Below are 13,804 nucleotides of genomic sequence, written 5' to 3' on the forward strand. Positions count from 1 at the left end.
AGAAAGCGTGCCATCAATATTTCGTGAAAAAGGCGCCAACAAATTCGTGAACCGGCGCCTTTTCTACATTAAAAGAAGTTCATCCAACGCTTGTTCAGCCGCGCAGGCGAGCCTTGGCGTAGGGCTCGCGGTCGATGTCCAGCACTTCCACGCACAGCTGGATGTCCAGCCCGGGTTGCTCGGGGATGGCCTCTCGCAGCACATCCAGCAGGCTGGCGGACAGTTGCGTCTTCACCTCGGGCGAGCGCCCGCTGAGGATGGCAAGGCGCACATGGGCAAAGGCACGCTCGCCGGGCGCGGTGCCCACCCGATAGTGCTTGAAGGCTTCGGCGCGGCTTTTGATATCGGCCTCGTCGGCGAACTGGCCGCTGCCGACCAGGGCGTGGTTCAGACGCAGCAGCAGGACGTCGACATTGAGCTCGCCCAGGTTGTCGCTGTATTCCAGATTCACGTGAGGCATGGCGCAGGTTCCGGGTAAGGGGAGATGCGACAGCCTACCCCAGTCCCCTACCTGCGCAAAGACGACTATCCTCAATGGTCAGAACCATCCGCCAACCCTGACAGAGGTGAAGAAATGCCAGTTCCGCATGATCTGCTCGCTGACCTGCACGTTACCGCTGATGCATTCCAGGCGCTCATCGACAAGGACCAGACGCTGCACTCACTGCACAAGGAATACAACGCAAAGGACAAAGAGGTGGTAGCCGCCGAAGGCAACGGCACCAACGACGAAGCCGTCAACCGCCTGCGCAAGGAGCGGTTGCTGATCAAGGACAAGATCGAACGGATCATCCATCCGCCCAAATCCTGACAGGAATTCATTGAATCCACCGGCCTCTTCGCGGGTAAACCCGCTCCCACAGGGTCACCACTGCCCTCAAGGCCTGTGGAGTACCTGTGGGAGCGGGTTCACCCGCGAAGAGGCCAGCAGCCCTCACACAGCTGCCGCAGCCGTCAACGCCCCATCCAGGTCGTCGATCAGGTCGCGATAATCCTCGATCCCCACCGACAACCGCAGCAGGTTCTCGCTGATCCCCATCACGCCTTTCTGCTCCGGGCTCAGCGAGCAATGCGACATGCTCCAGGAGTGGTTGATCATGCTTTCCACCCCGCCCAGCGAGTCGGCCAGCACAAAGATCTGCAGCGCCTCCACCAGGCGGTTGAGCGCGGCCCGGTCGCCCTTGACCTTCATCGCCACCACCGCCCCGCCACTGCGCATCTGCCGTTTGCACAGCTCATGCTGTGGGTGGCTTTCCAGCCCCGGGTAGTACACCTGCTCGATCTGCGCGTGGCTTTCGAGGAAGCGCGCTACCTGCAAGGCATTGGCACACTGGCGCTCCATGCGCACATCCAGGGTCTTCAGGCCACGCAGGGCCAGGTAGCAGTCGAACGGCCCCTGCACCGCGCCAATCGCCATGCTGATGCGACGCAGGCGCGCCAACAGCGCATCATTGGCAGCTACCACCACGCCACCGGTAAGGTCGGAGTGGCCACCGATGTACTTGCTGGCCGAATGCATTACCAGATCCACGCCCAAGGTGATCGGGCGCTGGTTCCACGGCGAGCAGAAGGTGTTGTCGATGCAGGTAAGGATGCCCCGCGTCCTGGCCAGGTCGCACACCGCCTTGATGTCGACCAGGTGCAACAACGGGTTGGTCGGCGATTCGATCCAGATCAGCTGAGTTTCCGGCTTGATGGCGGCGGCTACCGCCTCGAGGTCGTTGAGGTCGACGTAGGTGGTGGTCAGGCCCGATGTGCGGCTGCGGTAGTCTTCCATGATGCGGAAGGTGCCGCCGTACACGCCGTTCATCACCACCACGTGGGCGTCCTTGGGCAGCAGCTCCAGCACGGTGGCGGTAGCGTTCACACCCGAGGCGCAGGCGACGGCGCCAACGCCCTCTTCCAGGGCGGCGACACAGGTTTCATAGGCATGCCGGGTGGGGTTGCCGACGCGGCTGTAGGAGTATTCCGGCTTGTCGTCCAGGCTGCGCTTGGTGAACGAGCTGGCGGTAACGATCGCCGGGAAAATAGCGTTGTCGGCAACGCTGAACTGCTCACCGGCGTGAATGGTACGGGTGGCGAAATTGCGCGGCTTGTCGGACATGGTCAGGCCCATTGGCAGAGTGAAAGTTGCCACTATCGCACAACCCAATTCTTCTGGCCTTGGGGTAATCTGTGAAATATTTTTCGCCACGGCCCACGCGCGATATGGACAGCTTCGACCAGCACATTCTCACCCTGCTTCAGCGCGATGCCTCGATCTCGCTCAAGGACCTGGCCGAGGCCGTCAACCTGTCTACCACACCGTGCTGGAAACGGGTCAAGCGCCTGGAGGAAGACGGCTACATTGTCGGCCGTGTTGCGCTGCTCGACCCGGAACGGCTGGGGTTGGGGCTGACGGTATTCGTCCAGCTCAAGACCCAGCGCCACGACAGCGCCTGGCTGGAGCAGTTTGCCGCGACCGTGACCGGGTTCGAGGAAGTGATGGAGTTCTACCGCATGTCGGGGGACTGGGATTACATGCTACGGGTGGTGGTGGGGGACATCGCGGCGTATGACCGGTTTTACAAAAAGCTGATCACCAGTACTGACGGGCTGTCGAACATCACATCCAGTTTTGCCATGGAGCAGATGAAATACACCACGGCTTACCCGGTGCATCGTTCCTGATCGGTGCTGGATTCTTCGCGGGCTTGCCCGCTCCCACAAGGATCACCTTGCCCTCAGGCCTGTGAGGTCCCTGTGGGAGCGGGTTTACCCGCGAAGAGGCCGGTACAGGCAACCCATCATTCCGAAGCAAGCACCGCCGCAATCCGGTTACCCGCCTTGGCTTTCTCGACCTTGATCGCCACAAACTTCGAGGTCGGCGTATAGGTCCCCTCGCCATAGCTTTCCAGCGGCACCAGCGGGTTGGTCTCTGGGTAATAGGCCGCCGCCTGCCCCTCGGGTACGTCATACGCCACCAGGCGGAAGCCCGACACCCGTCGCTCCACGCCATCCTCCCACAGCGACACCAGGTCCACATGCTCGCCCGGCTCGAAGCCCATCCGACGGATGTCCACCTCGTTGACGAACACCACTTCACGCAGGCCGAACACCCCGCGATAACGGTCGTCCAGGCCATACAGGGTGGTGTTGTACTGGTCGTGCGAGCGCAAGGTCTGCAGGATCAGGTCAGGCTTGTCACCGCGCGCCAGCACCTTGGCATTCACCAGTTGCTCCGGCAACTGGTGCGGGCTGAAGCGCGCCTTGCCTGTGGCCGTGCGCCAGGTGCGGTCGGCGGCGTTGTTGCCCAGGTGGAAGCCGCCCGGGTGCTGCAGGCGCTCGTTGAAATCGGTAAAGCCGGGGATCACATCGGCAATCATGCTGCGGATGCGGCCATAGTCGGCAACTGCGTATTCCCAGTCGATCGGCTGCTTGCCCAAGGTCGCCTGGGCCATGCCGGCGATGATCCACGGCTCCGAGCGCAGGTGCGGCGAGCGTGGGCGCAGCTGGCCATGGGAAATATGCACCATGCTGAAGGTGTCCTCCACGGTCACGCCTTGCGGCCCGTTGGCCTGCATGTCGATTTCGGTACGGCCCAGGCACGGCAGGATCAACGCATCGCGGCCGGTGACCAGGTGCGAGCGGTTGAGCTTGGTGGAAATCTGCACGGTCAGCGCGCAATTGCGCATGGCCGCATGGGTGCGCGGCGTATCCGGCGTGGCCTGGGCAAAGTTACCACCCAGGCCGATGAACACCTTGGCCCGCCCCTCTTCCATGGCCTTGATCGCCAGCACCGCGTTGTGCCCATGGGCACGTGGCACGCGGAACCGGAAGCGTTTCTCGATGGCATCGAGCAGTGCCGACCCGGGCTTCTCGTCGATGCCCATGGTGCGGTCGCCCTGCACGTTGCTGTGGCCACGCACCGGTGACAGGCCGGCGCCGGGCTTGCCGACGTTGCCGCGCAACAGCTGCAAGTTGACGATTTCCTGAACGGTCGGCACCGAGTGGCGATGCTGGGTGACGCCCATGGCCCAGCACATGATTACCCGTTCGGCCTTGCGGTACATGCGCGCGGCCAGTTCGATCTCGGCCTGGGTCAGGCCCGATTGCTCGACGATATGCTGCCAGGGTGTGGCATCCACGGCTTCCAGGTACGCGTCGATGCCACTGGTATGCTCGGCGATGAAGGCATGATCGAACACCGCCGGTTCGCCATTGGCCTGGGCTTCGCGCTCCCACTGCAGCAGGTACTTGGCAATGCCGCGCATCACTGCCATGTCGCCGCCCAGGGCCGGGCGGAAGTAGGCCGTATTGGTTGGTTCAGAGCCATTGCTGAGCATTTCGAACGGGTGCTGCGGGTGCTGGAAGCGCTCCAGGCCGCGCTCCTTGAGCGGGTTGAAGCAGACCACCTGGGCACCACGCTTCACCGCTTCACGCAGCGGTTCGAGCATGCGCGGATGGTTGGTGCCGGGGTTCTGGCCGATGACGAAGATGGCGTCGGCCAGCTCCAGGTCGTGGAACACCACGGTGCCCTTGCCCACGCCGAGGGTTTCCGACATGCCCACGCCGCTGGCCTCGTGGCACATGTTCGAGCAGTCGGGGAAGTTGTTGGTGCCGTAGGCGCGAACGAACAGCTGATAGAGGAACGCCGCCTCGTTGCTGGCCCGGCCCGAGGTGTAGAACTCGGCCTGGTCGGGCGATTCGAGTGCGCGCAAGTGTTGGGCAACCAGCGCAAAGGCTTCTTCCCAGCTGGTTTCTACATAGTGGTCGGTGGCCGCGTCGTAGCGCATCGGGTGGGTCAGGCGGCCCTGGTATTCCAGCCAGTAGTCGGTCTGCTCGGCCAGCGCACTGACGCTGTACCTGGCGAAGAACGCCGGGTCCACCGAGCGGCCGGTGGCTTCCCAGTTGACCGCCTTGGCGCCGTTTTCGCAGAACTTGACCATGTCGTTTTCCGGCGACTCGCCCCAGGCGCAGCCGGGGCAGTCAAAGCCGCCGTTCTGGTTGGTCTTGAGCATGGCCCGCAGGTTCTTGAAGGCATTGTCGCTGCCCAGCCAGCTCTTGGTCACGCTCTTGAGCGCCCCCCAGCCGGCGGCGGCGCCCTTGTAGTCCCTGATGTGTTGGTCCTGGCTCATGCGATGAATCCTCACGCTTCGATGCTTTTTTTCAGCCTATGGAGCGTGAGGTAGAGCCGTCCAATCGAAAGATCTTACGGGGTGATAGGCGGTTTCGATCATGGGCTGAAACCGCGGCGTGGCCTTCGCGGGTGAACCCGCTCCCACAGGGATCCCACAAGTTTCGAGTCCTGCGCTTTACCTGTGGGAGCGGGTTTACCCGCGAATTGGGCGACGCGGTCAACACTTTGAAATACCTGGCCTGCAGCCATGATAGAGGCCATCGATCAATCGGTCGGACAAAGCAATTTGACGGCCCTGCGGCCAGGTTATAGCTTGGACTCAAGTCCCAACCCATTCGAGCGCGAACGTGGAACAGAACAGCCGGGCCCTGATCGACGGCTTCAACCGGAAAATCGACTACCTGCGGATGTCGGTCACCGACCGCTGCGACTTCCGTTGCGTGTACTGCATGGCCGAAGACATGCAGTTCCTGCCGCGCCAGCAAATCCTCAGCCTCGAGGAACTGTTCCAGGTGGCCGAGCGCTTCGTCGCCCTCGGCACCCGCAAGATCCGCCTGACTGGCGGCGAGCCGCTGGTGCGCCAGGGCATCGTCGACCTGTGCGGGCGCATCGCCGCCCTGCCCGGCCTGCGCGAATTGTGCCTGACCAGCAACGGCTCGCAACTCGGGCGCCTGGCCCAGCCGCTGTTCGACGCTGGCGTCACGCGCCTGAACATCAGCCTCGACAGCCTGGACGCCGAGCGCTTCAAGCAACTGACCCGCACCGGCGACCTGCACCAGGTGATCGCCGGCATCGACGCCGCTCGCCAGGCCGGCTTCAAGCGCACCAAGCTCAACTGCGTGGTCCTCAAGGGCCGCAACGACCACGAACTGGTCGACCTGGTGCGCTTTGCCATCGACCGCGAGCTGGACATCACCTTCATCGAAGAAATGCCCTTGGGCGTGATCAGCGAACATGAACGCGGCGAGTCGTTCTGCTCCAGCGATGAAGTACGCGCACTGCTGGCCGAGCAATTCACCCTGGTCGAATCGACCGAGTCGTCCCAGGGCCCGGCCCGCTACTGGCGCCTGGCCGAAGCCGCCAACACTCGGGTCGGCTTCATTTCGCCACACAGCCACAACTTCTGTGCCACCTGCAACCGCGTGCGCCTCACCGTCGAAGGCCGCCTGCTGCTGTGCCTGGGCAATGAACACTCGGTGGACCTGAAGCAGGTGCTGCGCGCCCACCCCGGCAACCCCGAACGCCTGGAAAAGGCCATTCGTGACTCGCTGCACCTCAAGCCCTACCGCCATCATTTCGAAGTCGGTGGCGATGTGCAGATCCTGCGCTTCATGAACATGACCGGCGGCTAGACAGCCGTCTCTGGATTGCCATGATCGTCCACCCCACCCCCGATGTGCTGCGTGTGCTGTTCACCCTCAAGGGTTCGATCGTCAAGCGCATTGCCCTGCGTTGCCTGACAATCACCCTGCTGGCCGCGCTGATCGTGTTGGTCGAGCGGCATTTCCCGGCGTTTTTCTACCCGGTCAGCGCCACGCCGTTCACCTTGCTGGGCCTGTCGCTGTCGATTTTCATGAGCTTTCGCAACAACGCCTGCTATGACCGCTGGTGGGAGGGGCGCAAGGCCTGGGGCAAGCTGATCATCGAAACCCGTTCGTTCGTACGCGAAAGCCTGGTGATTACCGACGAACCTCTGCGGGCCGAACTGTTGCGCAGCCTGTGCGGCTTTGCCCATGCACTGAATGCACGGCTGCGCAATGAGGACGAACTGGCCGCCGCCCGGCCCTGGCTGGCCCGGCCCGAAGCGATCAGCCCGCACAACGTGTGCGACGCCATCCTGCGCGAAATCGGCGGGCACTGCTCGCGGCTGGCCGCACAGCAGCAGATCAGCGACTGGCGCTACAGCCTGCTGGAACAGCGGCTGGTGGGCCTGACCGAAGTGCAGGCCACCTGCGAGCGGATCAAGGGCACACCGTTGCCGTTCCCCTACACGCTGTTGCTGCACCGCACCATCTACATCTTCTGCCTGCTGCTGCCGTTTGCCCTGGCCGAACCGCTGGGCTGGCTGGCGCCGCTGTTCACCACCATCGTGGGGTACACGTTCTTCGGGCTGGATGCGATTGGCAACGAACTGGAAGACCCGTTCGGGCGCGACGAGAACGACCTGCCGACCGATGCCATGGTGCGGACCGTGGAGCGCGATGTGCTGGCGGGGTTGGGGGAACAACAGCTACCGCCGGCGTTGCTGCCGGTGGGGTATGTATTGAACTGAATGGTTGGGGTTTACTGTGCCGGCCCCTTCGCGGGTAAACCCGCTCCCACAGGGTTCGAAACCTGTGGGGTCCCTGTGGGAGCGGGTTTACCCGCGAAAGGGCCAGCACAGGAGAGCACTCAGCCCCGGCTGGCACACGCCTCGATCGGTTTCAAGTGCTTGACGAAGTTGCACGGCCGGTGCCGCGCATCCAGTTGCTCCGCCAGGATGCCCTCCCACGCCGTACGGCAGGCCCCGGTGGAACCCGGCAGGCAGCACACCAACGTCCGGTTGGACAGCCCGGCCAGCGCCCGGCTTTGCACGGTCGAGGTGCCGACATCGAGAATCGACAACGCACGGAACAGTTCGCCAAAGCCATCGATGCGCTTGTCCAGCAGGCACTCGACCGCTTCCGGCGTGCTGTCACGGCCGGTAAAACCGGTACCGCCGGTGATCAGTACCACCTGCACCTGCTCGTCGGCAATCCAGGTGGCGACCTGGGCGCGGATCTTGTAAAGGTCGTCCTTGAGCAACGCCCGCGCCACCAGGCGGTGGCCGACCTCCACCGAACGGCTGGCCAGCAGTTCACCGGAGGTGTCGTTGTCATAGGTACGGGTATCGCTGACAGTCAGCACGGCGATGTTGAGCGGTACGAAGACCGCGTCGGGTTGGACGCGCACGGTGGGGCTCCTCGAGTGGCATTGCCGCCACGCTAGAGGCATGGCCCCGAGGCGTCCAATCGATATGGCGTACCGACTGATCAATGACATCTATCGCAGACGTGGGTTAAGGTCTGCACAACCCGCTACCAGGCACTTCCATGGACATCAAGCAGCTCAAGTTCCTCATCGCCCTCGACCAGACCCGCCACTTCGGCCAGGCGGCGGCGCTGTGCCATATCACCCAGCCGACGCTGTCCATGCGCCTGCGCAACCTGGAGGACGAGCTGGACCTGGTGCTGGTCAAGCGTGGCCAGCGCTTCGAAGGCTTCACCGAGGCCGGCGAGCGCATCCTGGCCTGGGCCCGCACCTTGCTCGCCGCTCACGACGGCCTGCAGGCCGAAGCCGCCAGCTGTCGTGGCCAGGTAGTCGGCAGCCTGCGCCTGGGCACGGTGCCGCTGGCCAGCTTCAACCCCATGCACCTGCTGCTGCCACTGCGCGACAAATACCCCGAACTGCACTTCCAGCTCAGCTCGCTGAGTTCGGAACAGATCATCGACGGGCTCAGCCGCAACCAGCTCGACCTGGGTATCTGCTACCTCGACCAGGTCAACACCAGCTTCTTCGAAGTGATCGAACTGGGCACCACCACCATGGGCCTGCTGCACGATACCCGGCACTTCCAGTTTGCCAGCGACACCCTGCGCTGGGACGAGCTGGGCGACATTCCGCTGGGCCTGCTGAGCAAAGGCATGCACTACCGCCAGTCGCTGGACCTGAGTTTCCGCAGCCGTGGCCTTGAGCCGAACGCGGTACTGGAAAGCGACTCGAGCTTCCAGCTGATCCAGGCCATCAACACCGGCATGTGCTGCGCGGTCATGCCGCTGGACTGTGGCCTGGAAGACCTGAGCGAACACCTGCGTATCCTGCCGGTGGCCGACGCTGCCATCCACAGCCCGGTCGGCCTGCTGCTACGGCGCAGCGAGCCGCGTTCGGCAATTGCCGAGCAGTGCTTCGATGAAGCGCGGCTATTGTTCGCCAATGCCTGAGCTTGGCTCGGCAAGCAGAACTTTCCTACAGGCAACTCAGAAGCTTCGCTAACGACAGGTCAGATTAAGCGCCTTTATCATCGTCGCTTCATCGGACCCGCCGGCCGGCAGCGCATGCACAAGGCCAGCTTACTTCGTTAAAGGAGCTGACATGAACACTTCCACAAACCTGGCCTCATCCTTCTGGAGCATAGAAAACCTGGCGCCCTTGGCCGGGATCGGCGCGCCCATACTACTGGGGATCCTGTTGTGGTTTATCTACAGACGAGCCGGTTCGCTGTACTTTCTTCGAGACCTCATCTGGCGCATCTTCGGTGGTACCACCGAATTCGACAACCACTCGCAGTTCGACACCCTGCGCAAGGAGCTACGGGAAATCGAGTACTTTCGCTATGAGTTCAACATCCCCGCGAAAAACCTGCACGAGGCCAACCTTGCCCATCGCTGGATCGTCGACAACGGCTTGGCACCCGGCGACCTGAGCCGCAACCGCGCCTACATCGACTGGAGCGACTTCAACGCCCCCAGGTTCGCTACCGGCAAATTCTCACCGAAACGCTTCAGGTGTTTCATTGCACTGCTGGCCATACTGGGCGTGCTGCTGGCTCCCCTGCCCATGGCAAGCCAATCGCCATACATGATGGTTTGGCTGAAAAACGAGCCGGACTCACCTGCTTTCTATCTGTCGCAACAGGACATCAAGTTTGAAATGTGGTTTCCGGATGACAAGCTGACGCTGGACCAGTGCCGGTCTTCGGAAAGACTGGCGCCCTTTACCCGCTACATGCCGGAAGAAAATCTGGACACCATCTGCTCGTTCTTCATGGCCACCGACTACGCAGTGGAAGTTGAAAAGGGCCTGAAGGGCCAGCGTCGGTTTCTGGCGGTTGTGTCCGCGATACTGTTTCTTGGCCTGGTGCTGGTGGTACTGAAGCTGTCACGAATGCAGCGCGCGCAAACCGTTTATAGCCGCTTCATCGCGTCTACTACGCCGTAGCCTGGCGGTATTGCCTCGGCGTGAAGCCGGTCAGTTGCTTGAACTGGCGGCTGAAGGCGCTGTGGTCGGTATAGCCGCAGCACATCGCCACTTCGGTGATCGGCAGGTCCGAGTGCAGCAAACGGTGGGCGTGCTCCAGGCGCGCCTTGTGGATCATCTGCCGTGGCGTCAGGTGGAACACCCGCTTGCAGTAGCGCTCCAGCTGGGCCACGGAAATGCCGGCGATACGGGTCAGCTCGCCCATGCTGATCGGCTGGTGGAAATGCCGGCGGATATGCTCGTCCACCGCCGCCAGGCGCTGGTAGGCGGGGTGGCTGTCGGCGGCTGACTGCAGGTCGACCGAAATGCCCACCAGGCCGATGATCTCGCCGGTCTGGTTGTACAGCGGGCGCTTGTGGGTCAGGCACCAGCCAGGCTCGCGGCTACCGTACAGGTGCAGCTCCAGCTGGTCTTCCAGCACCAGGCCTTCCTTGAGAACGCGACGGTCCTGCTCGGTGTAGCCGGGACCCAGCTGTGCCGGGAACACTTCGGCGCTGGTCTTGCCCAGCAGCGGTTGCAGGCGCTTGAGGCCACAGCGCTGGACCAGGGTGTTGTTGGCCAGCACATAGCGGGCGGCCGGGTCCTTGATGAAGATCGCGGCGTTGGGGATGGCGTCGAGGATCGGCAACAGCAGGGATACGCCGGCGAGCAGGGCCTCGAGGCTGGCGGGGCGGTGCTGGTCGAGGGACTGGTAGAGGGTTGCCAGGGGGGTGTCGGTCATCTGCTCTAGCTCGGTTTGCTGTGTCGGCCTCTTCGCGGGTAAACCCGCTCCCACAGGTACTACGCAGCCCTCGAAAGCTGCGGAGATACCTGTGGGAGCGGGTTTACCCGCGAAGAGGCCGGCACAGCGAGTAAATGTCTACAACCCTTATGCGGTATGGCTTACAGCCTATCCACCGCCCTTCCCTCCCACCACTGTTTTTTTGCAACTGTGCCGATTTCGTCATCCCCCCTGCAGAAAACCATCAAGAACCGTCGCCCCGATCGGTCCACTCTATGCCCCACGCAAGCCGCCCCAAGTCCTACAAGAGCGCGGCCCAAAAAGCCGCATCTCGTGACATCAGACCTGCCTATCCAATAACCAACAAAAAGGCGAACCCATGTCAGGCAAATTCAAAAAACAGTTGTCATTGCTGGACCTCACCTTCATCGGCTTAGGCGCCATCTTCGGCTCAGGCTGGTTGTTCGCCGCCAGCCACGTCTCGGCCATCGCCGGCCCGGCCGGCATTCTGTCCTGGTTCCTTGGCGGCTTCGCCGTTCTGTTGCTGGGCATCGTCTATTGCGAACTGGGCGCTGCCCTGCCGCGTGCCGGGGGCGTGGTGCGCTACCCGGTTTACTCTCACGGCCCGCTGCTGGGCTACCTGATGGGTTTCATCACCCTGATCGCCTTTTCCAGCCTGATCGCCATCGAAGTGGTCGCATCGCGCCAATACGCCGCCGCCTGGTTCCCCGGGCTGACCAAGGCCGGCTCCAGCGACCCGACCGTGCTCGGCTGGCTGGTACAGTTCGCCCTGCTGGGGCTGTTCTTCTTCCTCAACTACCGCAGCGTGAAAACCTTCGCCAAGGCCAACAACCTGGTCAGCGTGTTCAAGTTCATCGTGCCGCTGCTGGTGATCGGCGTTCTGTTCACCTTCTTCAAGCCAGAAAACTTCGAGGTCCAGGGCTTTGCCCCGTTCGGTCTGTCCGGCGTTGAAATGGCGGTATCGGCCGGTGGCATCATCTTCGCCTACCTGGGCCTGACGCCGATCATTTCGGTGGCCAGCGAGGTGAAGAACCCGCAACGCACCATCCCTATTGCGCTGATCCTCTCGGTACTGCTGTCCACCGCGATCTACGCCCTGCTGCAACTGGCCTTCCTCGGCAGCGTGCCGACCGAGATGCTGAGCAACGGCTGGGCCGCAGTGACCAAGGAACTGGCCCTGCCCTACCGCGACATCGCCCTGGCCCTGGGTGTGGGCTGGCTAGCCTACCTGGTGGTGGCCGACGCGGTGATCTCGCCCAGCGGCTGCGGCAACATCTACATGAACGCCACCCCGCGCGTGGTCTATGGCTGGGCGCAAACCGGCACCTTCTTCAAGTACTTCACCCGCATCGACGCCGAGTCCGGCATCCCGCGCCCGGCACTGTGGCTGACCTTTGGCCTGTCGGTGTTCTGGACCCTGCCGTTCCCGTCCTGGGAAGCGCTGATCAACGTGGTTTCCGCCGCCCTGGTACTGAGCTACGCCGTGGCCCCAGTCACCGTCGCCGCCCTGCGCCGGAACGCCCCCGACATGCCGCGCCCGTTCCGGGTCAAGGGCATGGGTGTGCTAGGCCCGCTGTCGTTCATCATCGCCGCGCTGATCGTGTACTGGTCGGGCTGGAAGACCGTGTCCTGGCTGCTGGCCCTGCAGATCGTGATGTTCGTGCTGTACCTGCTGTGCGGCCGCTTCGTGCCGACCCAGCACCTGTCGCTGGCCCAGCAAGTGCGCTCGTCGGCGTGGCTGATCGGCTTCTACGCCGTGACCATCCTGCTGTCGTGGCTGGGCAGCTTCGGTGGCCTGGGCGTGCTCGGCCACCCGTTCGACACCGTGGTCGTGGCCGCCTGTGCGCTGGGCATCTACTACTGGGGCGCTGCCACCGGCGTACCTGCGCACCTGGTGCGTCTGGAGGGCGAGGATGAAAGCGAAGCCTCCTCCGAAAGCTACCCAGGCCAGCGCCCTGCCGCCGTCGCCTCCTGACCCACTCTCGAATGGATATGCCCATGAAACACGTTCATGTCATCGACTCGCACACCGGCGGGGAACCGACCCGCCTGGTGATGAAAGGCTTCCCGCAACTGCATGGCCGCAGCATGGCCGAGCAGCGTGACGAGCTGCGCGAGCTGCACGACCAGTGGCGCCGCGCCTGCCTGCTGGAGCCTCGTGGCAACGATGTGCTGGTCGGTGCGCTGTACTGCCCACCGGTATCGGCCGACGCCACTTGCGGGGTGATCTTCTTCAACAACGCTGGCTACCTGAACATGTGCGGCCACGGCACCATCGGCCTGGTCGCCTCGCTGCAGCACCTGGGCTTGATCGCACCGGGCGTGCACAAGATCGACACCCCGGTGGGCCAGGTCAGCGCCACCCTGCATGAAGACGGCGCCGTCACCGTCGGCAACGTGCCGTCCTACCGCTACCGCCAGCAGGTGCTGGTGGACGTGCCCGGCCATGGCCCGGTGCGCGGCGACATCGCCTGGGGCGGCAACTGGTTTTTCCTTGTTTCCGAACACGGCCAGCGCATCGAGCTGGGCAACCACGAGGCGCTGACCGAGTACACCTGGGCGATGCTCAAGGCCCTCGAAGCCCAGGGCATCACCGGTGAAAACGGTGCACCCATCGACCACGTCGAACTGTTCGCCGACGACGCCAACGCCGACAGCCGCAACTTCGTGATGTGCCCCGGCAAGGCCTACGACCGCTCGCCCTGCGGCACGGGCACCAGCGCCAAGCTGGCCTGCCTGGCCGCCGACGGCAAGCTCGACCAAGGCCAGACCTGGGTACAGGCCAGCATCACCGGCAGCCAGTTCCAGGGCCGCTACGAGCACGACGGCGATCGCATTCGCCCGTTCATCACCGGCCGCGCCTACATGACCGCCGACAGCACCCTGCTGATCGACGAACAGGACCCGTTCGCCTGGGGCATCTGACCCCGGCTTTTTCCAAAAAATCG

The 13,804-nt window shown here is 63.3% G+C and carries 13 protein-coding genes; 8 read left to right on the forward strand and 5 right to left on the reverse strand.

The window, feature by feature from the left end:
* Window positions 1-94 precede the first annotated feature (94 nt).
* The gene (locus RIN61_RS04780) at window positions 95-460 is read right to left on the reverse strand and encodes a 5-carboxymethyl-2-hydroxymuconate Delta-isomerase (RefSeq protein WP_112254203.1); all 366 of its coding nucleotides are present in this window, start codon (window positions 458-460) and stop codon (window positions 95-97) included.
* A gap of 114 nt (window positions 461-574) precedes the next feature.
* On the opposite strand from RIN61_RS04780, the gene RIN61_RS04785 reads away from it, so the two are divergent.
* Complete coding sequence (locus RIN61_RS04785; RefSeq protein WP_063912984.1) at window positions 575-811, forward strand: HP1242/YdcH family protein; 237 nt, start codon at window positions 575-577, stop codon at window positions 809-811.
* A gap of 123 nt (window positions 812-934) precedes the next feature.
* Here the strand turns inward: RIN61_RS04785 and RIN61_RS04790 are convergent, their stop codons facing one another.
* A complete protein-coding gene (locus RIN61_RS04790) occupies window positions 935-2,116 on the reverse strand; it encodes a trans-sulfuration enzyme family protein (RefSeq protein WP_313857562.1) in 1,182 nt (393 codons plus the stop codon).
* Between the two features lie 92 nt (window positions 2,117-2,208).
* Between RIN61_RS04790 and RIN61_RS04795 the strand changes: the two genes are divergently transcribed.
* Window positions 2,209-2,670 (forward strand): Lrp/AsnC family transcriptional regulator, encoded by a 462-nt coding sequence (locus tag RIN61_RS04795; protein ID WP_039613985.1) that lies wholly within the window; start codon window positions 2,209-2,211, stop codon window positions 2,668-2,670.
* A gap of 116 nt (window positions 2,671-2,786) precedes the next feature.
* On the opposite strand, the gene RIN61_RS04800 is transcribed toward RIN61_RS04795, so the two are convergent.
* A complete protein-coding gene (locus RIN61_RS04800) occupies window positions 2,787-5,117 on the reverse strand; it encodes an FdhF/YdeP family oxidoreductase (RefSeq protein ID WP_112254205.1) in 2,331 nt (776 codons plus the stop codon).
* Between the two features lie 349 nt (window positions 5,118-5,466).
* Between RIN61_RS04800 and moaA the strand changes: the two genes are divergently transcribed.
* Together moaA and RIN61_RS04810 are read left to right on the forward strand one after the other, a co-directional pair.
* Window positions 5,467-6,471 (forward strand): GTP 3',8-cyclase MoaA, encoded by a 1,005-nt coding sequence (gene moaA / locus RIN61_RS04805; protein WP_075046042.1) that lies wholly within the window; start codon window positions 5,467-5,469, stop codon window positions 6,469-6,471.
* 20 nt (window positions 6,472-6,491) lie between these two features.
* On the forward strand, window positions 6,492-7,391 hold the full coding sequence (locus tag RIN61_RS04810) for a bestrophin family protein (RefSeq protein ID WP_112254206.1): 900 nt from the start codon (window positions 6,492-6,494) through the stop codon (window positions 7,389-7,391).
* Between the two features lie 119 nt (window positions 7,392-7,510).
* On the opposite strand, the gene moaB is transcribed toward RIN61_RS04810, so the two are convergent.
* Entirely contained in the window at window positions 7,511-8,050 is a 540-nt protein-coding gene (gene moaB / locus RIN61_RS04815; protein ID WP_112254207.1) for a molybdenum cofactor biosynthesis protein B, read from the reverse strand.
* A 140-nt stretch (window positions 8,051-8,190) separates the two neighbouring features.
* Here moaB and RIN61_RS04820 point away from each other — a divergent pair, with 140 nt between their 5' ends.
* Window positions 8,191-9,078, forward strand: coding sequence for a LysR family transcriptional regulator (locus RIN61_RS04820; RefSeq protein ID WP_112254208.1), 888 nt, complete (start codon window positions 8,191-8,193; stop codon window positions 9,076-9,078).
* Window positions 9,079-9,229: 151 nt separating this feature from the next.
* Window positions 9,230-10,075 carry a DUF6216 family protein gene (locus RIN61_RS04825; RefSeq protein WP_112254209.1) on the forward strand — a complete coding sequence of 282 codons (846 nt, stop codon included), beginning with the start codon at window positions 9,230-9,232 and terminating at the stop codon, window positions 10,073-10,075.
* On the opposite strand, the gene RIN61_RS04830 is transcribed toward RIN61_RS04825, so the two are convergent.
* Entirely contained in the window at window positions 10,065-10,835 is a 771-nt protein-coding gene (locus RIN61_RS04830) for an AraC family transcriptional regulator (protein ID WP_112254210.1), read from the reverse strand. The genes RIN61_RS04825 and RIN61_RS04830 overlap by 11 nt on opposite strands.
* Window positions 10,836-11,214: 379 nt before the next feature.
* Between RIN61_RS04830 and RIN61_RS04835 the strand changes: the two genes are divergently transcribed.
* Window positions 11,215-12,831, forward strand: a complete 1,617-nt coding sequence (locus tag RIN61_RS04835; RefSeq protein ID WP_013973778.1) for an APC family permease — start codon at window positions 11,215-11,217, stop codon at window positions 12,829-12,831.
* A gap of 23 nt (window positions 12,832-12,854) precedes the next feature.
* Window positions 12,855-13,781, forward strand: a complete 927-nt coding sequence (locus tag RIN61_RS04840) for a 4-hydroxyproline epimerase (RefSeq protein WP_313856022.1) — start codon at window positions 12,855-12,857, stop codon at window positions 13,779-13,781.
* Window positions 13,782-13,804: the final 23 nt, after the last annotated feature.

Source organism: Pseudomonas inefficax, assembly GCF_032164165.1.
Classification (GTDB): domain Bacteria; phylum Pseudomonadota; class Gammaproteobacteria; order Pseudomonadales; family Pseudomonadaceae; genus Aquipseudomonas; species Aquipseudomonas inefficax.